Source organism: Streptomyces sp. NPDC051218, assembly GCF_044455475.1.
Lineage (GTDB): Bacteria > Actinomycetota > Actinomycetes > Streptomycetales > Streptomycetaceae > Streptomyces.
Window position 1 is genome coordinate 783,029 of record NZ_JBITEU010000001.1, and the last position, 19,887, is coordinate 802,915.

General features: G+C 69.9%; 18 protein-coding genes and 3 tRNA genes. 14 read left to right on the forward strand and 7 right to left on the reverse strand.

Annotation, left to right across the window (positions count from 1 at the left end; all coding sequences use genetic code 11):
• The first annotated feature begins 9 nt into the window (after positions 1–9).
• Together ACIBCK_RS03600 and ACIBCK_RS03605 are read left to right on the forward strand one after the other, a co-directional pair.
• A complete protein-coding gene (locus ACIBCK_RS03600) occupies positions 10–279 on the forward strand; it encodes a hypothetical protein (protein ID WP_399386402.1) in 270 nt (89 codons plus the stop codon).
• Positions 276–1,877: a GAF domain-containing protein gene (locus ACIBCK_RS03605; RefSeq protein ID WP_399386403.1), complete on the forward strand. Its 1,602-nt coding sequence runs from the start codon at positions 276–278 to the stop codon at positions 1,875–1,877. Before ACIBCK_RS03600 ends, ACIBCK_RS03605 begins: the two co-directional genes overlap by 4 nt.
• A gap of 20 nt (positions 1,878–1,897) precedes the next feature.
• On the opposite strand, the gene ACIBCK_RS03610 is transcribed toward ACIBCK_RS03605, so the two are convergent.
• Positions 1,898–2,131, reverse strand: coding sequence for a hypothetical protein (locus tag ACIBCK_RS03610; protein ID WP_399386404.1), 234 nt, complete (start codon positions 2,129–2,131; stop codon positions 1,898–1,900).
• A 149-nt stretch (positions 2,132–2,280) separates the two neighbouring features.
• Positions 2,281–3,072, reverse strand: a complete 792-nt coding sequence (locus ACIBCK_RS03615; RefSeq protein ID WP_399386405.1) for an IclR family transcriptional regulator — start codon at positions 3,070–3,072, stop codon at positions 2,281–2,283.
• Between the two features lie 110 nt (positions 3,073–3,182).
• Here ACIBCK_RS03615 and ACIBCK_RS03620 point away from each other — a divergent pair, with 110 nt between their 5' ends.
• The 8 genes from ACIBCK_RS03620 to ACIBCK_RS03655 all read left to right on the forward strand — a co-directional run bounded on the left by ACIBCK_RS03620 (position 3,183) and on the right by ACIBCK_RS03655 (position 10,069).
• Positions 3,183–3,830, forward strand: a complete 648-nt coding sequence (locus tag ACIBCK_RS03620) for an ABC transporter permease (protein WP_399386406.1) — start codon at positions 3,183–3,185, stop codon at positions 3,828–3,830.
• A gap of 100 nt (positions 3,831–3,930) precedes the next feature.
• On the forward strand, positions 3,931–4,929 hold the full coding sequence (locus ACIBCK_RS03625) for an ABC transporter ATP-binding protein (protein WP_399387233.1): 999 nt from the start codon (positions 3,931–3,933) through the stop codon (positions 4,927–4,929).
• The gene (locus ACIBCK_RS03630; RefSeq protein WP_399386407.1) at positions 4,919–5,710 is read left to right on the forward strand and encodes an ABC transporter permease; all 792 of its coding nucleotides are present in this window, start codon (positions 4,919–4,921) and stop codon (positions 5,708–5,710) included. Before ACIBCK_RS03625 ends, ACIBCK_RS03630 begins: the two co-directional genes overlap by 11 nt.
• 36 nt (positions 5,711–5,746) lie before the next feature.
• Complete coding sequence (locus ACIBCK_RS03635; RefSeq protein WP_399386408.1) at positions 5,747–6,673, forward strand: glycine betaine ABC transporter substrate-binding protein; 927 nt, start codon at positions 5,747–5,749, stop codon at positions 6,671–6,673.
• Positions 6,674–6,761: 88 nt separating this feature from the next.
• Positions 6,762–7,871 carry a mandelate racemase/muconate lactonizing enzyme family protein gene (locus ACIBCK_RS03640; RefSeq protein WP_399386409.1) on the forward strand — a complete coding sequence of 370 codons (1,110 nt, stop codon included), beginning with the start codon at positions 6,762–6,764 and terminating at the stop codon, positions 7,869–7,871.
• A gap of 627 nt (positions 7,872–8,498) precedes the next feature.
• Positions 8,499–8,660: a hypothetical protein gene (locus tag ACIBCK_RS03645; RefSeq protein ID WP_399386410.1), complete on the forward strand. Its 162-nt coding sequence runs from the start codon at positions 8,499–8,501 to the stop codon at positions 8,658–8,660.
• Between the two features lie 177 nt (positions 8,661–8,837).
• Positions 8,838–9,338 (forward strand): hypothetical protein, encoded by a 501-nt coding sequence (locus tag ACIBCK_RS03650; protein ID WP_399386411.1) that lies wholly within the window; start codon positions 8,838–8,840, stop codon positions 9,336–9,338.
• 77 nt (positions 9,339–9,415) lie between these two features.
• On the forward strand, positions 9,416–10,069 hold the full coding sequence (locus ACIBCK_RS03655; RefSeq protein WP_399386412.1) for a class I SAM-dependent methyltransferase: 654 nt from the start codon (positions 9,416–9,418) through the stop codon (positions 10,067–10,069).
• Between the two features lie 181 nt (positions 10,070–10,250).
• Here ACIBCK_RS03655 and ACIBCK_RS03660 read toward each other — a convergent pair.
• The 3 genes from ACIBCK_RS03660 to ACIBCK_RS03670 all read right to left on the reverse strand — a co-directional run bounded on the left by ACIBCK_RS03660 (position 10,251) and on the right by ACIBCK_RS03670 (position 10,653).
• Positions 10,251–10,327 (reverse strand) — tRNA-Ile (locus tag ACIBCK_RS03660).
• A 175-nt stretch (positions 10,328–10,502) separates the two neighbouring features.
• A tRNA-Asn gene (locus ACIBCK_RS03665) sits at positions 10,503–10,575 on the reverse strand.
• Positions 10,576–10,580: 5 nt separating this feature from the next.
• Positions 10,581–10,653: transfer RNA gene (locus ACIBCK_RS03670), tRNA-Asn, on the reverse strand.
• Positions 10,654–10,831: 178 nt separating this feature from the next.
• Between ACIBCK_RS03670 and ACIBCK_RS03675 the strand changes: the two genes are divergently transcribed.
• The 4 genes from ACIBCK_RS03675 (at position 10,832) to ACIBCK_RS03690 (ending at position 16,453) form a co-directional block, all read left to right on the forward strand.
• Complete coding sequence (locus ACIBCK_RS03675; protein WP_367041633.1) at positions 10,832–11,134, forward strand: YtxH domain-containing protein; 303 nt, start codon at positions 10,832–10,834, stop codon at positions 11,132–11,134.
• Positions 11,135–11,196: 62 nt separating this feature from the next.
• On the forward strand, positions 11,197–12,633 hold the full coding sequence (locus ACIBCK_RS03680) for an FGGY-family carbohydrate kinase (protein WP_399386413.1): 1,437 nt from the start codon (positions 11,197–11,199) through the stop codon (positions 12,631–12,633).
• 167 nt (positions 12,634–12,800) lie between these two features.
• Positions 12,801–14,534, forward strand: a complete 1,734-nt coding sequence (locus ACIBCK_RS03685) for an ABC transporter ATP-binding protein (RefSeq protein WP_399386414.1) — start codon at positions 12,801–12,803, stop codon at positions 14,532–14,534.
• A complete protein-coding gene (locus ACIBCK_RS03690; protein WP_399386415.1) occupies positions 14,534–16,453 on the forward strand; it encodes an ABC transporter ATP-binding protein in 1,920 nt (639 codons plus the stop codon). Before ACIBCK_RS03685 ends, ACIBCK_RS03690 begins: the two co-directional genes overlap by 1 nt.
• Before the next feature lie 14 nt (positions 16,454–16,467).
• Here ACIBCK_RS03690 and ACIBCK_RS03695 read toward each other — a convergent pair whose 3' ends face one another.
• Positions 16,468–17,796: an RNA polymerase sigma factor gene (locus ACIBCK_RS03695; RefSeq protein ID WP_399386416.1), complete on the reverse strand. Its 1,329-nt coding sequence runs from the start codon at positions 17,794–17,796 to the stop codon at positions 16,468–16,470.
• Between the two features lie 151 nt (positions 17,797–17,947).
• Positions 17,948–19,855: a DNA primase gene (gene dnaG, locus ACIBCK_RS03700; protein WP_399386417.1), complete on the reverse strand. Its 1,908-nt coding sequence runs from the start codon at positions 19,853–19,855 to the stop codon at positions 17,948–17,950.
• Positions 19,856–19,887: the final 32 nt, after the last annotated feature.

The following is a 19,887-nucleotide window of genomic DNA, read 5'->3' on the forward strand; positions in this document are numbered from 1 at the left end:
AGCGCCCGTATGTCGATGACCGTGCAGCTGGTCGGCTCCGCGCTGATCCTGCTCGCCTTCGTCCTCGCCCAGGCGGGCAGGCTCGGCACGGACACCTGGCTCTATCTCTGGCTGAACTTCGTCGGTTCGGGCCTCACGGCGGGCGATGCTCTCCATGAAAGGCAGTGGGGTTTTCTGCTTCTGGAGGGTGCGTGGATGGTGGTCTCGTTGCTGAGCCTGGTCAAGAAGGCGCGCGGCGGCGGGCGGGCCGGCCGGGACCGGAACGGCGCCGCGCGATGAGCGGCGACGACCTGCCCCTCCCCCTCGTCCCCCTCCTGGACGCGGTGCTCGGCGTCGGCTCGGACCTCGAACTGCACACCACGCTCCAGCACATCGTGGACAGCGCGACCGAGCTGGGCGGCGCACGGTACGGCGCGCTCGGCGTCATCGACCCCGGCCACGGCGGACTGACCGACCTGTTCACCGCGGGCCTGACCGAAGCCGAGCGGGAGCGCATCGGCGCCCTGCCCGACGGCCGCTCGGGCCTCCTCGGCACCCTGATCCGCGAACCGAAGCCGCTCCTCCTCGACGACCTGACGGCGGACCCGCGCTCGTGCGGCGTACCGCCGGGGCACCCGGAGATGCACAGCTTCCTGGGCGTGCCGGTGCACGTCCACGACGAGGCGTTCGGCAATCTCTACCTCACCGAGAAGCGCGAGGGCCGCTTCACCGACGAGGACCTGCAACTGCTCCGCGTCCTCGCGAGCCAGGCGGGCATCGCGATCGGCAACGCCCGCCTGTACGAGGCGGCACGCCAGCGCGAGCGGTGGATCGACGGCGCGGCGGCGGTCACCACGGCCCTGCTCACCGGCGAACCGGCGGCCGACGCCCTGATGACGGTCGCCGAGCAGGCCCGCATCCTCGCGAGCGCATCGGCGGGGGTGATCCTGCAGCCCACGGACCAGGGCGGCATGCGGATCGTCGCGGCGGCGACGGAGGAGGAGGACGGCATCACTCCCCCGAGCGATTCCGATGCGCACCCGCACGCCCTCCAGAACGACCTCATCGGCACGACGATCGAGCCCGGCAGCGACGTCCTCGGTCAACTGCTCGGGGGCGAGCCGGTGTTCATCGAAGACTCCGCGACCGACCCCCGGATGACGACGCATGTGCGGACCAACTTCGGGCCCAGCATGATGCTGCCGTTGCAGGCGGGCGGACGGCTCATCGGGACGCTCGCGCTGCCCCGCCGCAGGGGCGAGCGCGCGTACACCTCCGTGGAGCGTCTTCTCGCCACGCAGTTCGCCTCACAGGCCGCGCTGGCCCTCGTCCTGGCGGACGCCCAGCAGAGCAGGCAGCGCCTCGCCGTGTTCGAGGACCGCGACCGCATCGCCCGCGACCTGCACGACCTCGTCGTCCAGCGGCTCTTCGCCACCGGCATGATGCTGGAGTCGACCCGGAGCAGGGACCACTCGCCGCAGGTGGAGTCCACCCTGGACCAGGCCGTGGACGAGCTGGAGTCCACCATCCAGGAGGTCCGTACGGCGATCTTCGCGCTCCAGCAGCCCCCGGCCGACGCCCCGACCACGTTCCGCGGCAAGGTGCTCCGTGAGACGGCGGGCGCGGCGGCCGTGGTCGGTGTGCAGCCCTCGGTGCACTTCACCGGCGCCGTCGACGCCCGCGTCACGGAGCCCGCGGCGGGCCATCTCCTGGCCGCGCTGCGCCGCGCCCTGGCCACCACGTCCCGCCGCCCCGACGTCACCCGCATCGAGGTGGCGGTGGACGCGCGGGCGACGCTGCCGGACGGCCGGTCGGGCGTACGTCTGACGGTCTACGACGACGGCACGACGGACGGCGTCGGGTCGGGCACGACCACCACCTGGCAGGCCCCGCTCTAGACCCGGGTCCGTTCGCACACCTACGCCGCTTCGTACTCGTGCGCGCCGCCGCCGCGCCATTTCACCCAGGCGGGATCGTCCAGGAGGCCCTCGGCGTCCGGCAGCCCGGCCGCCCGCAGGAACTCGACCACGTCCGCGTCCGAATGCGCGAGGCCGACGATCTGCCCACGGACCGTCACGCGCCGCCCGCCGGTGCCCTTCGACGGATGCACGGCCACCGGAGCGGCTGCCGTGTCCCCGGCCCGCGTGCTCACCGGCGCTTCCGTGACTGCATGTACCAAGCTGCGGCTAGGCCGATGACCACCAGAACGATCAATATCTTCATGTGCCCCTGCTGCCCCGGATCGCGCGGCTGAAGCTCATGCCGCGCTTCGGCCTTGCACGGCGGGCTGCCTGATCCCGCTCACTGAACCGGCTCTTCCGGAGCGCACAGGCGGTCCCCCAGCGCGGACGCGGCGCCGGCCACGAAGCGGCCCGCCATGTCCAGACGGTCTCCGAGCCGGGCCTTGGGCGCGATGATGTTGACGGCCGCGATGATGCGGCCGTGCGGGTCGCGGACGGGAGCCGAGCACCCGACCACGCCGTACTCGAACTCCTCGTCGACGGTCGCGTAGCCCTGGCTCCGGATGGTGCTGAGCTCGGCCAGGAGTTCGTCCGTGGTGGTGATCACGGAGCGCGCTCCGGGGCGGGCGATGGCCTGCGGCGGGAAGAGGTGGCGGATCGCCGGCTCCTCCCACTCCGAGACCAGGACCCGTCCGGCCGACGTCGCGGCGACCGGGACACTGACGCCTTCCCAGCCGACCCCCCGGAAGGCGTGGGCGGCGGATTCGCCGGCCACCGTCAGTACCTGGTCGCCGCGCAGGACGCACAGTGCCGTCGTCTCCTGGACCTTCGCCACGACGGCCCGTAGGTGGGGCATGGCCAGTGCGACGAGCCGTGACTCCATCGTCTGGGCGGCCAGGGCGAACAGCCGCCATCCGACGCGGTAGCCGCGCGTGTCCGCGTCCCGCTCCACGAGTCCCTCCCTGGCGAGCGCCTGCAACGCTCGCGAGACCTGCGACTTCTCGCGCCCGGCCAGCTCCGCGACCCGCGTGACGCCCAGACTGCCGGCCGTGCCGCGCGCCGTCGCCGATGCCAGGACCTCCAGGAGTTCGAGATCCCGTTGCAGACCCATGCCCGTCGAGGACGTCTTCATACGGCCACCACCCTCTCCGTGTTGCGATACGAACAACTTCAATTGCGCTGAGGTTAACAACTGCTTAGCGTGCGGGATCGACACACGCGCACGAGGAAGCGGAGAAGCCGTTGGGATTCTGGGAATACCTCTCCTATGAGCGGATCGACCTCGCCAACGCCGCTCTGCAGCACCTGCTCGTCGTGGTGATCGCGCTGGCCGTCGCCACCGTCGTCGGGGTCGGGGTCGCCGTACTGACCTGGGACAACCCGCGGTGGTCCGCACTCGCCCTCGCGACGTCGGGCACGCTCCTGACGATCCCGTCCCTGGCGTTGCTCGCCCTGCTGATCCCCCTCGTGGGACTCGGCTGGACACCGACGATCATCGCGCTCGTCCTGTACTCACTGCTGCCGATCGTCCGCAACGCGATCGCCGGACTGCGCGGCATCGACGACGCCGTGCGCGAGGCGGCCACCGGGATGGGCCTCTCCCGTGCAGCGGCAATGCGGGGCATCCTGCTGCCCATGGCCTGGCCGGTGATCGCCGCCGGCATCCGCGTCTCGGCCCAGATGCTCTTCGCCGTCGCGACCATCGCCGCCTACGTCGCGGGGCCGGGCCTCGGCAACGACATCCTCACCGGGCTGTCCCGGCTCGGCGCCGCCAACGCCCTGAACAAGGCCTGCGCCGGAACGCTCGGCGTCGTCGTCCTCGCGCTCTCGTTCGACGCGGCATTCGTCCTGATCCACCGTCTCATCACGCCTAGGGGGCTCCGTGTCTAGAACCACCCTCTCCACAAGCCTCACCACAAGCCGCGCCGTCCGGTCCGCCGAGCGGACACGGGAGACGGCCCCCGCCGCCTCGTCCACGGGCGGCGCCGGAATTCGCCTGGTGGAGCTGACCAAGCAGTACCCCGGCCAGCCGGTGCCCGCTGTCGACCACGTGTCGATGGACATCGCCCCCGGCGAGATGGTGATGTTCCTCGGCCCGTCCGGCTGCGGCAAGACCACCACCATGAAGATGATCAACCGGTTGATCGAGCCCACGGGCGGCCAGGTGCTGATCGACGGCACGGATGTCGCCACTCTCGACCCGCACGAACTGCGCCGCGGCATCGGCTACGTCATCCAGCAGATCGGCCTGTTCCCCCACTTGACCGTGCGCGAGAACATCACGCTCGTACCGGAACTGATCGGCTGGTCCAAGCCGGCGGCCCGGCGCCGCGCGGACGAGCTGCTCGAACTCGTCGGCCTCGACCCGTCCCGCTTCCGCGGGCGCCATCCCCGCAGGCTCTCCGGCGGTCAGCAGCAACGCGTGGGAGTGGCAAGGGCGTTGGCCGCTGACCCGCCCGTGATGCTCATGGACGAGCCGTTCGGGGCGACCGACCCCATCACGCGCGAGAATCTGCAGAGCGAGTTCCTGAAGCTGCACAAGGAGCTCGGCAAGACCATCATCTTCGTCACCCACGACTTCGACGAGGCCGTACGCCTCGGAGACCGCATCGCCGTCCTCGGCGAGCGTTCGGTGATCGAGCAGTTCGACACCCCGGAGCGCATCCTCGCCGCCCCCGCGAACGACTACGTCGCGAGTTTCGTCGGCTCGGCCGCCGCGATCCGCCACCTCGGTCTCACGACCGCCGGAGAGGCCGTACGCCTGCTGGGCCCGGACCGTGCACGCGCGGCGGACGGCGCTGTGAACGACACGGTGGACGACGAAGCGCCGACGACGGTCGAGACCACGAGCGCCCGCGACGTCGTCGACCTCATGCTGCGCTCCGGCCACTCCCGCGTACGGGTGCGGAGCGCCGACGGCCAGGACATGGGAACCCTCGACTTCGACCACGTCTGCTCCCTCTGGAAGAGGAGCGCCGATGGCATCTGACACGCTCGGGACCGCCCCCGGCGCCGCTCCCGCCGCCGACAACCCGCCGCAGGACCGCCCGAGGTGGCGGCGCGGCCACCTCGCGACCCCCCTGTTCCTCGCCGCCGTGGTGCTCGCGCTGTACGGGTGGCTGGCAGCCGCCGACCTGGACAGCATCGAGGCCCGCGTCCTGACCGGCGACGCCATCGTCACGGCCGCCGTGCAGCACCTGGAGATCACCGCGATCGCGACCCTCGTCGTCGTCGCCATCGCCATCCCCCTCGGCGTCCTCCTCACCCGGCGCGGCATGCGGTGGCTGACACCCGGAGCGCTCGCCCTCGCCAACATCGGCCAGGCGGCCCCCGCGCTCGGCATCCTGGTCATCCTGGCCATGGTGTTCGAAGTCGGACGCGGCATCGCCATCGCCGCCCTCGTCATCAGCGCCGTACTCCCGGTCCTGCGCAACACGATCGTCGGCATCCAGCAGGTCGACGCGACGCTGGTGGAAGCCGCCGCCGGCATGGGACTGCGCCCGCGACAGGTGCTGGCCCGGGTCGAACTCCCGCTGGCGGTCCCCGTACTGCTCGCCGGGGTGCGCAGCACCCTCGTGATCTGCGTCGGCGTCACCACGGTCGCCACCTTCGTCAACGCGGGCGGCCTGGGGGACGTGATCGTCGTCGGCATCAAGACCACCCGCACCCCGGTCCTGGTGACCGGAGCCGTCCTGACGGCTGTCATCGCCCTCGGCCTCGACTGGCTGGCCGGGCTGCTCGAACACCTGCTGCGCCCCAGGGGCGTGTGAGCGCACCCGCCAGCTCCAGCGACCACGGAGAGAGCCATGAAGCCCCGCATCCCGCTGATCCTCGCCCTTGTGCCGGTGCTGCTTGCCACCGCCTGCATCGGCGGTTCCGCCAGACGCGACGGACCGCTGAACGGTGAGTCCTACGTCATCGGCGCCAAGGACTTCACCGAGCAGGACATCCTCGCGAACCTGACCGCCCTGCTGCTCCAGAGAAACGGCGCCGACGCCCAGGTGAAGAGCATCAGCGGCTCGGCCAACATCCGGACGGCCATGGAATCAGGCGACATGTCGATGTACTGGGAGTACACCGGCACGGCCTGGATCTCCTACCAGCACCACACCGAACCCATCCGGGACCCCGGCGAGCAGTTCGCCGCCGTCCGCGATGAGGACGCGGCGAAGAACGGCATCGCCTGGTTCGACCCCGCGGGACTCGACAACTCCTATGCCCTGGCCGTCCGGTCGGAATTCGCGAAGGAGCACCGGCTCGCGACCGTCTCGGACCTCGCGCGGCTCGCGCGCCGCGACCCCGCGCAGGCGACCGTCTGCGTCGAGAGCGAGTTCGCCTCACGCGACGACGGTCTGCCCGGCCTGCTCGACACCTACGGCATCAACCTGCCGAAGTCCCACATCAAGACGCTCGACGGGGGCGTCATCTACCACGAGACCGACAAGGGCAGGAGCTGCAACGTCGGTGAGGTCTTCGCCACCGACGGGCGGGTCAGCGGCCTCGGGCTCACCCTCCTCAAGGACGACGAACGGTTCCTGCCCCACTACCAGGGCGCTCTCACGATGATGGAGAAGACGGCCAAGGAGCGTCCCGAACTCGCCCGCATCATGGCGCCCCTCGCGCAGAAGCTCGACACACCCACCATGCGGGCGCTCAACGCCCAGGTGGACATCGAGGGCCTCGACCCCGATGACGTGGCCGAGCGCTGGCTCAAGCACGAAGGCCTGTGGTGACGGCCCCGAACGCCGCCCCGCGCCTGCCCCGCCCCTCCTGTCTCCCCCGCCTCTCCTGCCTCCCCCGCGACACTCCGGAGCAACACGCATGAAGATCACAGACATCCGCCTCGACCGACTCCGCCTCGACCTCGACCCGCCCTTCCACGCGGCCTGGGACCCCGAGCCCCGGCGCCATTTCGACGCGACGATCGTGCGGGTGGAGACGGACGAGGGAGTCACCGGCATCGGCTCCGGCGACACCATGGACGGCTTCGACGCCTTCAGGCATCTGTTCGTCGGCACCGACCCGCTGCAGATCATGCGCCATATCCGGACGATCGAGACGATCAATTTCCACGCCGGGCGCTTCTGGCCGCTGGAGGCCGCGCTGTGGGACCTCATGGGCAAGGTCACCGGCCTGCCCGTCGCGACGCTCTTCGGCAACACCGCCACACGCATGCCCGCCTATATGTCGACCGGAGAGCTGAAGTCGCCGCAGGCGCGCGTCGAATCGGCGCTGGCGGCCCGCGCCGAGGGCTTTCGCGCGATGAAGATCCGGATCGCCCGGGACGGCATCGAAAAGGGCGTCGAGTCGGTCCGCGGCGTGCGTGAGGCGCTGGGCGACGATTTCGCCATCATGGTCGACCTCAACCAGTCGTGGCGCATGGCGGGCGACGTGGAACCGGCGCTCGACGCGAAGACGGTGCGCCGCACCGTGGCTCGGCTCGCGGAGCTCGGCGTCACCTGGGTCGAGGAACCCCTGCCGTACAGCGACCGGTCCGGCCTGCGGCAGCTGCGCTCCGGCACGGAGGTGCGGATCGCCGGCGGCGAGATGTTCCAGACCTTCGACGACGTCTTGACCCACCTCGACGAGGACCTGCTGGACGTCTACCAAATGGACGTCGTGCTGGCCATCGGCATGCACCGCGCGCGCACCGCCGCCGAACTGGCCCAGCAGCGCAACCGTCAGTTCACGCCGCACAGCTGGACCAACGGCATCGGCGTGCTCGCCAACCTGCATGTGGCGGTGGGCGTCGGCGCGGCACCCTATTTCGAGTTCCCCTACGACCCCGAGGGCTGGACGGTGGAGCGCCGCGACTTCATGCTCGGCGACCCGGTCCGCATCTACGGCGACGGCTTCGTCGGCGTCACCGACGCCCCCGGCCTCGGCATCACCCTGGACGAGGAAGCCGTCGAACGCTGCCGCCGCCGCTGATCCAGTGGCGGCTGAAGCGGCCCCGAATCCGTGGGAACATTCCCGCGGGTGCGGGGAGCACTTACCTGAGCCCAGGATGCCGGGCACCATGACGGGACCATGCCTGCAGGTGTGGGGAAGATCCCGGGAAGGCACTGCCTTACCCGGCACGCCGGCGCCAACTCATGCGTCTCCCCGCACATGAGGCGCTCTGCCGCGTGCAGCAGCATCGGTCTGCTGAGGCATATGTGCGGATGGAGCCACCCTCAAAGCCCAGTTCGATGATCTTCCGAGCGCTGCGCGGCGACACGCTCATCTCCAGGCGGGCGTCGGCAAGTCGTTGAAGTTTCGCCTGCTCCTTGCCCGGGCCGGTGTAGGCCGCGCGCCGTGCTGCTGTCAGCAGGCGCATCGCGTCGTCCGGTGTGCCGTCGCCCTGAGTAACGCCACGGCCGTAGATCTCGGCGTGCGGGAGACCGAAGCACACGGTTCGTGTGCCCGCTGGTTTCCCCGCTCCTGCTGCCCCTGCCTCGTCGTCGCCGCGCACAAGGCCCTCCTCGACCACACCGCGAACTGCCTGCAGTGCTACGACAACCCCGCCCGCTGCACCGGCGGGCAGGCCTTGCGGCAGACGCTGAAGGAGACACGGCGATGAGCGAGGGCACACGCTACTGCGGGCACTGCGACGAGCCGATCACCCAAGGCCAGAAGTTCCAGACCTTCGCCAAGGTCTCCATCTCGGCCGGCGGCATCACGATCCGCGTGCACGAAGCCTGCGCGGAACGCCCGACATTCGTCCGGCGCCACCCCTAGACCCCCTCGCCGTGGCTCGTCGGACAGCCCACGGCAGGGAAGGGGCGGCCCGCCTCATGGCGTGAGCCCACGACGCGGGCCGCTCGTCAATCCCCCGCCCGCCCCGCACCCCGTAGCTCTGGGGGCGGGCGGGCCCGACGCCCCAGCAGGGGCGCTCGTCCACAACAGGAGGAAGTCGTGACCGTAGCGTTAGAGCATTCCGCCTCAACCCGCACCCGCGACCCGCAAGAGCTGCTCAACGCGGTCGCTCCACACATCACGGAACTGACCCTCAACATCTTCGACTCCGGCATGACCATCTGGGACCGTGAGATCGCGCTGCTCCTGCGCGACCACACCATGGTCCGGGACATGGCCGAGCGGATCCTCGGCAACGGCGTCATGTACGTCATGGGCTCCATCGAAAACCCGGACGTGCACCTCGGCGTCGGCAAACTCGTCGACATCGGCGTCCACCAGCTCATCCTCGACACCCCCGTCTGGTGGGGCCTGTGCCGTCTCTACAACAACGGCGCCTACAAGCACCACGCCCCGTTCATCGAGCGCCGCAGCGACGGCCTGTGCCTGCGCACCGGCGATTTCCTCAAGTCCCAAGGCTGGGCGATCGACGAGGAACTGTGGGCCATCGACGGTGCCGACCGCTCCCCGTGTGACAACAAGGCCCCCGACAGCCACTGATCCCGCTACAGTCGCCCCCGCCCTCCCGGCTCCCGAGGGCGGGGGCTCCCGCGTTCCGACGACCAGAGGATCCCGTTGTGCCCGTACCCCATGACATCCCCGCCGAGACCGAACTCTGGGACACCTACGCTGCCACCGCCTTCGATCCAGACTCGCCAGCGTCGCTGTGCTGGACCCAGTACGCCGGCCACGGACCGGGCGCCGAGCTGCTGGGTACCCCGGAGTCCGTGCTGGAGATCGGCTGCGGAACCGGTCGCGCCCTCGCCCACCTCGCCGAGCAGGGCGTCAAGGCCACCGGGGTCGATCTGTCGCCGCGCATGGTGCAGCTCGCCGGGGAGCGGTGGGCGCCGCTCGGCGTGCGGATCGAGCAGGGCGAGATCCTCGACTGGCTCGCCACCGACGAGGCCCGGTACGACGCCGTGTACTCCATCTTCGGCGCGGCCTGGTTCACCGACCCGTCCCGGCTCTTCCCCCTCGTCCGGGAGCGTCTGGCTACGGGTGGCGTCTTCGTCTTCTCACAGCCGCCTGCCATCCCGGGCGCCTACGGACCGCAGGGCATGTACAAGGGCGGGTTCGCGGGGAAAGCCATGTTCACCTACCGCTACAGCTACAAGCCCGCGGTGTGGGAGCGGCATCTGCTCCGGGCAGGCTTCACTGCTGTCGAGTCGACGGTGATCGAGGCGCCGAAGGCTGGGCACATCGGCACTCTCATCGTCCAGGCCCACGTCTGACCCCGACGCTTCAGGCCCCGGCTGGGAGGCACGCCCCGCCGGGGCCGCTCCATGTCTAGATCGTTTGCCCTTCGGGCCAGCAGCGGGCCAGCAACCGATCACTCGTGCGGTACCCGAAAAGGAACACCCAGGAGGTTTGCACTGTTGACGCAGGTGGAATCGTTCCTGCGCCCCAGCGCTGTGGTGGGGCGGGTGGGACTCGAACCCACGGCCGACGGATTATGAGTCCGCTGCTCTAACCGGCTGAGCTACCGCCCCTAACGGCGCGTCGCGCACATTTGTGCGCGCCGTCTGCCGCAGCATAGCCGCTCATACGATCTCCTGCTTCGGATGGTCGGCATCGCTCGACCATGAGGACCTCCGTGCTGCCCGCGTGGTTCCACCAGGCACGAAAAAGGACCCTTGAGGGCAACCTCAAGGGTCCTTCTCACAGCTCTCCCGACTGGACTCGAACCAGTAACCTGCCGGTTAACAGCCGGCTGCTCTGCCAATTGAGCTACAGGAGACCGAGCTCCCCCGACTGGACTCGAACCAGTAACCTGCCGGTTAACAGCCGGCTGCTCTGCCAATTGAGCTACAGGGGATCGTCTCGTTGCATCGAACGCAGCTACCTGGGAACTCTCCAGGCGGCGGGCGGTCGCTGCGACACATACATTAGCGCAAGCAGGGGGGTGCTCCGCCAATCGGTATCCCCCACCGCCGACGCAGAGCAGCAGACGAGCGACAGACGCTCGACGCCGACGCAAGGGAAGGGTGGCAGCCATGCGCTACCGGCTCACATTCGTAGCGGGGGTGGCTCTCGGGTACGTGCTCGGTACCCGGGCAGGCCGCGAGCGCTACGAGAAGCTGAAGAAGGCCGCTCGCGAGTTCGCGCAGAACCCGGCCGTGCGCAACACCGTGGAGTCCGCGACACAGCAGGGACGCGACGTGGCGGGCAAGGCCTTCCACTCCGTGTCCGAGAAGGTCGGGGACCGGGTCCCGGACTCGGTGGCCGACCGGGTGCGGTCGCTGCGCGAGCGCGGGCCGGGCAGTGGCGAGGACGACTGGGGCACCAGCAACACGTGACGGGAACGGCCCCTGGGAGCTGAGGTACGGGTCACGTCGCGCGGTGCGGCAGAATTCCTGGCATGGGGATAGTCGCAGGGTTGGACAGTTCGCCCGATTTCACGCGCATCGTGGTCTGTGACGCGGACACGGGTGCCGTACTCAAGCAGGGCTATGCCCCGCATCCGACGGAGGGCCCCGATGGCGCGGGCCGTCCGTCGGACGTGGATCCGCAGGCCTGGCTGCTCTCGCTCGGCGAGGCGGCGGGCGGCGGGCTGCTCGAAGGCGTGCAGGCCATCGGCGTCTCCGCGCAGCAGAACGCGGTCGTCCCCTTGGATCAGCACGGCAACACGGTGCGGCCCGCGCTCGTCGGCAACGACCGGCGGGCGCAGGTCGCCGCCGCCGACCTGATCGACGGGCTCGGCAGCCGCGAGGCCTGGGCACAGGCCGTCGGATGCGTCCCGCAGGCGGCGCACCCCGTGACGAAGCTGCGCTGGCTGGCGAAGACCGAGCCGGAGTCCGCCCGGCGCGTGGCCTCCCTCATGCAGGCGCACGACTGGCTGGTGTGGCAGCTCCTCGGCCGGCCCGCGCGGCGCACGAGTGACCGGGGCGGCGCCTCCGGGACCGGTTACTGGTCGGCGGCGACAGGTTCGTACCGTCCCGATCTCGTCGAGCTCGCGCTCGGCCACCAGGCGATGCTGCCCGAGGTGATCGGTCCCGCCGAGGCGGCCGGGACGACCCCCGAAGGGCTGCTGATCTCCGCCGGGACCGGCGAGACGATGGCGGCGGCGTTCGGGCTCGGGGTCCAACAGGGCGACGCGGTGGTCTCCTTGGGGGCTTCGGGGTCCGTGATGGCCGTGCACCACGAGGCCCTGGTCGACCCGAGCGGGACGATCACCTCGCTCGCGGACGCGACCGGCATGCATCTGCCGGTGGTGCACACGCTGAACGCCGTGCGGGTGCTGCGCGGCGCGGCCGAGATGCTGGGGGTCTCCGACCTCGAAGGGCTCTCCGACCTGGCCATGAAGTCGACGCCGGGTGCGCACGGGCTCGTACTCCTGCCGTATCTGGAGGGCGAGAAGACGCCGAATCTGCCGCACGCGGCGGGCACCCTGACCGGGCTTCGGCGTGAGTCGATGCGGCCCGAGCATCTGGCGCGGGCGGCCTTCGAGGGCATGCTGTGCGGGCTCGGGGACGCGCTCGACGTGCTGCGGGGCCGCGGCGTGGAGGTGCGCCGGGTCTTCCTGCTCGGTGCGGCGGCCGAGCTGCCGGCGGTGCAGGCCGCGGCGCCGATGCTGTTCGGCACGCAGGTCGTGGTGCCGCAGCCCGCGGACTACGCGGCGATCGGCGCGGCGCGACAGGCCGCCTGGGCCCTGAACGGTCAACTGCCGTACTGGCAGGGGGCATCCGCGCAGACCTTCGAGCCGGGCGAGGAACTGGCCGTGGGCCAGGCGGTACGCCAGCAGTATCGGACCGTGCGGGAGCAGGCACATCCCGGGGCGCTGGACAGCGCCCCGTAAGGGGCGCGGGGAACTGCGCGCCCAGCCACAAAAGACCCGCGGGAGCATACCTAGTTCTTGACCCGGCCAATCTTTTTACCGGGTCATGGCTTAATCGGTTGCGCAGCCCCGGGTGCGGTATCGGAGTATTGAGGCGCCCTCGCCAGAACCCCCTCTCGAGAGACCCCGTGCTCATACGACTCCTTCGGGCCCACCTGGGTCCGTACAAGAAGCCCATCGCCCTGTTGGTGCTCCTGCAGTTCCTGCAGACCTGCGCCTCGCTCTATCTGCCGACCCTCAACGCCGACATCATCGACGAAGGTGTCGTGAAGGGCGATACGGGTTACATCCTGTCGTTCGGCGGCATCATGATCGCCGTCACCGTCGCCCAGGTGGTCTGCAACGTGGGGGCCGTCTACTACGGCGCCCGCACCGCGTCCGCGCTCGGCCGCGACGTGCGGGCGGCCGTCTTCGACCGCGTGCAGTCGTTCTCGGCCCGGGAGTTGGGACACTTCGGCGCGCCGTCGCTGATCACCCGGACCACGAACGACGTCCAGCAGGTGCAGATGCTGGTCCTGATGTCGTTCACGCTGATGGTGTCGGCGCCGATCATGTGCGTCGGCGGCATCATCATGGCCCTCGGCCTCGACGTACCGCTCTCGGGCGTCCTGATCGCGGTCGTGCCCGTCCTCGCGATCTGCGTGAGCCTCATCGTGAAGCGGCTGCGGCCCCTCTTCCGCACCATGCAGGTGCGCCTGGACACCGTGAACCGCGTGCTGCGCGAGCAGATCACCGGCAACCGCGTCATCCGCGCCTTCGTCCGCGACGCGTACGAGAAGGACCGTTTCCGGAAGGCCAACGCCGAGCTGACCGAGGTGTCGCTCGGCACCGGCAAGCTGCTCGCGCTGATGTTCCCGATCGTCATGACCGTCGTGAACATCTCGTCGATCGCCGTGGTGTGGTTCGGCGCGCACCGCATCGACAGCGGTGGCATGCAGATCGGGGCGCTCACCGCGTTCCTCGCGTATCTGATGCAGATCGTGATGTCCGTGATGATGGCCACCTTCATGTTCATGATGGTGCCGCGCGCCGAGGTCTGCGCCGAGCGCATCGAGGAGGTCCTGGACACCGAGAGCAGCGTGGTGCCCCCGGCCTCCCCCGTGATCGAGCTGCGGCGCCACGGCCACCTGGAGATCCGCGACGCGGGCTTCCGCTACCCCGGCGCCGAGGAGCCCGTCCTGAAGGCCGTCGAGCTCGTCGCGCGCCCCGGTGAGACGACCGCCGTGATCGGCTCGACCGGCAGCGGCAAGTCGACGCTGCTCAGCCTCGTGCCGCGGCTCATCGACACCACCGAGGGCGAGGTCCTGGTGGACGGCGTGCCCGTGCACACCATCGAGCCCGCGCTGCTCGCGCGGACGGTGGGCCTGGTGCCGCAGAAGCCGTACCTCTTCGCCGGCACGGTCGCCACCAACCTCCGCTACGGCAATCCGGACGCGACGGACGAGGACCTCTGGCACGCCCTTGAGGTCGCCCAGGCCAAGGGCTTCGTCGAGAGCCTGGAGGAGGGCCTTGACGCACCCATCTCGCAGGGCGGAACGAACGTCTCCGGCGGTCAGCGCCAGCGCCTCGCGATCGCGCGGACGCTCGTACAGCGCCCCGAGATCTATCTCTTCGACGACTCCTTCTCGGCCCTCGACTACGCGACCGACGCCGCCCTGCGCGCCGCGCTCGGCCGCGAGACCGCCGAGGCGACCGTCGTGATCGTCGCCCAGCGCGTGTCGACGATCAGGGACGCCGACCGCATCATCGTCCTCGACGAGGGGCGGGTCGTGGGGACGGGACGCCATCACGAGCTGATGGAGAGCAATGAGACCTACCGGGAGATCGTGCTCTCCCAGCTGACGGAAGCGGAGGCCGCGTAATGGCCGGTCCGGGCGGACAGATGATGGGGCCGGACTCCCGGTCGATGGATTTCAAGGGGTCGGGCAAGCGGCTCCTCGCGCAGTTCAGGCCCGAACGCGCCACGATGTACGGGATGATCGCCGCCGGAGTCTTCAGCGTGGCGCTCACCGTGCTCGGCCCGAAGATCCTCGGCAAGGCGACCGACCTGCTCTTCGCGGGCATCGTCGGGCGTGACATGCCGAGCGGCGTCACCAAGGACCAGGCCATCGAGAGCCTGCGCGACAAGGGCGACAGCGGCATGGCGGACATGCTGACCGGCGTCGACTTCACGCCGGGCGAGGGCATCGACTTCGGCGCGGTGGGAGAGGTGCTGCTGCTCGCTCTCGGGGCCTTCCTGATCGCGGGTCTGCTGATGGCGGTGGCGACACGGCTCTCCAACCGCGCCATCAACAGGACCGTGTTCAAGATGCGCGGCGACGTGCAGGAGAAGCTGTCGCGGCTCCCGCTGTCGTACTTCGACAAGCGGCAGCGCGGTGAGGTGCTCAGCCGGGCGACGAACGACCTCGACAACATCGGCCAGACCCTCCAGCAGACCATGGGCCAGCTGGTGAACTCGCTGCTCACCATCGTCGGCGTACTGATCATGATGTTCTACGTCTCGCCGCTGCTGGCCCTGGTGGCGCTGGTGACCGTGCCGCTGTCGTTCTTCGTGGCGACGAAGGTCGGCAAGCGGTCGCAACCGCAGTTCGTGCAGCAGTGGAAGTCCACCGGCAAGCTCAACGCGCACATCGAGGAGATGTACACCGGGCACAACCTGGTGAAGGTCTTCGGGCGCCAGGAGGAGTCGGCGAAGGCGTTCGCCGAGCAGAACGACGCGCTGTACGAGGCGGGGTTCAAGGCGCAGTTCAACAGCGGGGCCATGCAGCCGCTGATGTTCTTCATGTCAAACCTCAACTACGTGCTCGTGGCCGTGGTCGGTGGCCTCAGGGTCGCGTCCGGCGCGCTCTCGATCGGTGACGTGCAGGCCTTCATCCAGTACTCGCGCCAGTTCTCGATGCCGCTCACGCAGGTCGCGTCGATGGCGAACCTGGTGCAGTCCGGTGTCGCGTCCGCCGAGCGGATCTTCGAGCTGCTCGACGCGGAGGAGCAGGAGGCCGACCCGGTGCCGGGGCTGCGTCCCGACCATCTGCGCGGCCGGGTCGAGATGGAGGAGGTGTCCTTCCGCTACGAGAAGGACAAGCCGCTCATCGAGGACCTGTCCCTGAAGGTCGACCCCGGCCACACGGTGGCGATCGTCGGGCCCACCGGCGCCGGCAAGACCACCCTGGTCAATCTCCTCATGCGGTTCTACGAGGTCACCGGCGGGCGCATCACGCTCGACGGGGTCGACATCGCGAAGATGTCACGCGACGAACTGCGGTCCGGCATCGGCATGGTGCTCCAGGACACCTGGCTGTTCGGCGGCACCATCGCGGAGAACATCGCGTACGGGGCGGCCAAGGACGTGACCCGCGAGGAGATCGAGGAGGCGGCGCGGGCGGCCCACGCCGACCGCTTCTGCCGCACGCTGCCCGACGGGTACGACACGGTGATCGACGACGAGGGCACGGGTGTGAGCGCGGGCGAGAAGCAGCTCATCACCATCGCGCGCGCGTTCCTGTCCGACCCGGTGATACTCGTCCTCGACGAGGCGACCAGCTCGGTCGACACCCGGACCGAGGTGCTCATCCAGAAGGCGATGGCGCGGCTCGCGCATGGCCGGACGTCGTTCGTCATCGCGCACCGGCTCTCCACGATCCGCGACGCGGACACCATCCTGGTGATGGAGAACGGGTCGATCGTCGAACAGGGCACGCATGACGCGCTGCTGGCCGCCGAGGGCGCGTACGCGCGTCTGTACGCGGCTCAGTTCGCGCAGGCGGTGGCCGAGGTCGACTAGCTCCCTTTACGGGGCTAGTCGAGATAGCCCCTGAGCTGGTCCGCGAAGGCGTGGTCCCGCAGCTTGTTGAGGGTCTTGGACTCGATCTGGCGGATACGTTCGCGTGTCACGCCGAAGATCCGGCCTATCTCCTCCAGGGTGCGGGGCCTGCCGTCCGCGAGGCCGTAGCGCAGCTGGACGACCTTGCGTTCGCGCTCGCCGAGCGTGGAGAGCACCGCCTCCAGGTGTTCGCGCAGCAGGAGGAAGGCCGCCGACTCGACGGGGCTCGTCGCGTCGCCGTCCTCGATGAGGTCGCCGAGCGCGACGTCGTCCTCCTCGCCCACGGGCGCGTGCAGCGACACCGGTTCCTGGGCCAGGCGCAGGACCTCGCTGACCCGCTCGTGCGGCAGGTCGAGGTGGGCCGCGACCTCTTCGGGGGTCGGTTCGTAGCCCCGCTCCTGGAGCATGCGGCGCTGGACGCGGACGACGCGGTTGATGAGCTCCACGACGTGCACGGGGACGCGGATGGTGCGGGCCTGGTCGGCGAGGGCCCGCGACATCGCCTGGCGGATCCACCAGGTCGCGTACGTGGAGAACTTGTAGCCGCGTGCGTAGTCGAACTTCTCCACTGCCCTGATCAGGCCCAGGTTTCCCTCCTGGACGAGGTCGAGCATGGTCAGTCCGCGCCCGACATACCGTTTGGCGACGGAGACGACCAGGCGGAGGTTGGCCTCGATCAGGCGGCGCTTGGCCATCCGGCCCACGACGACCAACTTGTCCAGGTCGAGGGCGAGTTGCGAGTCGAGGTCGGTGGCGAGGCGCAGCTTCTCCTCGGCGAACAGACCGGCCTCGACCCCGCGCGCGAGCTCCACTTCATCGGCCGCCGTGAGCAGGGGGATCCGGCCGATCTCACGCAGATACTGACGGAACAGGTCGGACGAGGGCCCGCCGGTGTCGGCGCGGCTGCGGGGCGCGGGCGGCAAGGGCAGCAGCTCTCCACTGTCGGGTTCGAGCGCCTCCCGCGGCTCCGGGGCGGCTTCCGCTTCGGAGTTTTCCTGGCCCGCCTCCGGGTGCCCAGCGGCGCGGTTCTGGGACGGTACGGCCGCGATGACGTCCGTATCCGCCGCCTCCGCTTCCGTTTCCGCTTCCGCGGCGAGGGCGGCGGTCTCGGTCTGGGTGAGGGTCTGGGTCTGCACGGGGGCGACCTCCATGATGATCGCGGCTGAGGCGTGCGGCAGCGGTACGGCGGGATCGGCTTCGACGGCCTCGCCGCTGTCCGTCCCGAACACGATGTGTGGAATCGCGGGGATACCGGATCCGCATCCGCTGTCTGCGGGCCGGCCGCGCTCCGAGGACTCAGGCACCGCAACCCAGTGTGGGGCACGACACACGGCCGCCACGAGGGGCGTGCGGTGACTTTCTGAGTCCGGTGCGTGACCGAGCGGTTACCCGCCGGGTAACCAATTGGGCGCCTTCTGAACCTCGGGCGGGGCCGGCACTGCCCCGAGCGGGAGCTCAGAGTGCGTCGGCGCCGCGCTCTCGCAGTGCTTGTGCGTACTGCTGGAGGACCCACAACTCGTTCTGGACCGCCGCCAGTTGCGCGGCGTCTCCCTGGGCGCTCAGGCGGGTCAGGCTGCCCGTGACGTCGCGGATGCGGCGGTCGACCGCGCGCAGCCGGACCTGGACGAGCTGGATACCCGCGTAGATCTCGTCGACCTGCTTGCGCAGGATCGCCTCGACGGCCAGCTCGGTGACCATGGCGCGGACCGTGTCGTTCGGTGCCGCGTCCAGGACGCGGGCGAGGTAGGTCTGCGGCTCGGGGATGCCCGCCTCGGCGCCGCCGGCCTCTTCCACGCACTGGCGCACCGCCGCGTACGGAGGCGCGGTGAACTCGTCCACGCCGTACGCGTCGAAGGCCGGGGAGACCAGCTCCGGGCGTTGCAGGGCCAGTTTGAGCAGCTCGCGCTCGGTGCGGTGGGCGGGGCTGCGGAGGGTGAGCGCCGGGCCGGAGGGCCCGGCGGGCGCGGAGGCCGCGTACTGCTGGTGCTGCTGCGTGCGCTGCTGTTGCGGCGCCGGGCCCCTGCCACCCCGGTCGCGGGCCCAACGCGCCAGCTGGGCCACGCGCTTGACCACGAACTGGGTGTCCAGGATGCCGAGCATCCCGGCGAGCTGGACGGCCACCTCGTGCTGCGCGCCGCTGTTCTTGATGCGGGCCACGACCGGCGCCGCCTCGTCCAGTGCGGCGGCGCGACCGGCGGGGGTCTCCAGGTCGTACCGCCCGACGATCTGGCGCAGCGCGAACTCGAAGAGCGGCGTGCGCGGTTCGACGAGGTCGGAGACCGCCGAGTCGCCCTTGGCCAGGCGCAGTTCGCAGGGGTCCATGCCCTCGGGCGCGATGGCGATGTACGTCTCGGCGGCGAACTTCTGGTCGTCCTCGAAGGCACGCAGGGCGGCCTTCTGGCCCGCCGCGTCACCGTCGAAGGTGAAGATCACCCGCGCCGAGCCGTTGTCCATCAGCAGGCGGCGCAGGATCTTGATGTGGTCGCCGCCGAACGCGGTGCCGCAGGTCGCGATGGCCGTGGTGACACCGGCGAGGTGGCAGGCCATGACGTCGGTGTACCCCTCGACGACGACCGCGCGGGAGGTCTTGGCGATCTCCTTCTTGGCGAGGTCGACCCCGTAGAGGACCTGGCCCTTCTTGTAGATCGGCGTCTCAGGCGTGTTGAGGTACTTGGGGCCGTTGTCGTCGTCGCGCAGCTTGCGCGCGCCGAAGCCGACGACCTCGCCGCTGATGTCGCGGATCGGCCACATCAGCCGGCCACGGAAGCGGTCGATGGGGCCGCGGCGGCCCTCCTGGGCGATGCCGGAGAGGATGATCTCCTTGTCGGTGAAGCCCTTGCCGCGCAGGAAGCGGGTGAGGTGGTCCCAGCCCGCCGGGCTGTAGCCGACACCGAAGTGCGCGGCGGCGGCCTGGTCGAAGCCGCGCTCGGCCAGGAACTTTCGGCCGATCTCCGCCTCGGGGCTCTCCAACTGGTCCACGTAGAACTGCGCGGCGATCTTGTGGGCCTCGACGAGCCGGATGCGCTCGCCGCGCTGGCTCGTGGGGTTGTACCCACCCTCCTCGTACCGCAGGGTGATGCCCGCCTGGGCGGCGAGGCGCTCGACCGTCTCCGAGAAGGTGAGGTGGTCGATCTTCATCACGAAGGCGATCGTGTCGCCGCCTTCCTGGCAGCCGAAGCAGTGGAAGAGACCCTTGCTCGGGCTGACCTGGAAGGACGGTGACTTCTCGTCGTGGAAGGGGCACAGGCCCTTGAGATTGCCGCCGCCCGCGTTCCGCAGCTGGAGGTAGTCGGAGACCACGGCGTCGATCGGGACCGCGTCCCGAACCGCCTTCACGTCCTCGTCATTGATCCTGCCTGCCACGTTGGAATACTACGGCCCTGCTGTGACACTCC

What these genes read in the sequence shown, in the direction of transcription:
- ACIBCK_RS03600 (WP_399386402.1), top strand. Translation starts at nt 10, where the DNA reads ATGTCGATGACCGTGCAGCTGGTCGGCTCCGCGCTGATCCTGCTCGCC.
- ACIBCK_RS03605 (WP_399386403.1), top strand. Translation starts at nt 276, where the DNA reads ATGAGCGGCGACGACCTGCCCCTCCCCCTCGTCCCCCTCCTGGACGCG.
- ACIBCK_RS03615 (WP_399386405.1), bottom strand. Translation starts at nt 3,072, where the DNA reads ATGAAGACGTCCTCGACGGGCATGGGTCTGCAACGGGATCTCGAACTC.
- ACIBCK_RS03630 (WP_399386407.1), top strand. Translation starts at nt 4,919, where the DNA reads ATGGCATCTGACACGCTCGGGACCGCCCCCGGCGCCGCTCCCGCCGCC.
- ACIBCK_RS03635 (WP_399386408.1), top strand. Translation starts at nt 5,747, where the DNA reads ATGAAGCCCCGCATCCCGCTGATCCTCGCCCTTGTGCCGGTGCTGCTT.
- ACIBCK_RS03640 (WP_399386409.1), top strand. Translation starts at nt 6,762, where the DNA reads ATGAAGATCACAGACATCCGCCTCGACCGACTCCGCCTCGACCTCGAC.
- ACIBCK_RS03645 (WP_399386410.1), top strand. Translation starts at nt 8,499, where the DNA reads ATGAGCGAGGGCACACGCTACTGCGGGCACTGCGACGAGCCGATCACC.
- ACIBCK_RS03675 (WP_367041633.1), top strand. Translation starts at nt 10,832, where the DNA reads ATGCGCTACCGGCTCACATTCGTAGCGGGGGTGGCTCTCGGGTACGTG.
- ACIBCK_RS03680 (WP_399386413.1), top strand. Translation starts at nt 11,197, where the DNA reads ATGGGGATAGTCGCAGGGTTGGACAGTTCGCCCGATTTCACGCGCATC.
- ACIBCK_RS03690 (WP_399386415.1), top strand. Translation starts at nt 14,534, where the DNA reads ATGGCCGGTCCGGGCGGACAGATGATGGGGCCGGACTCCCGGTCGATG.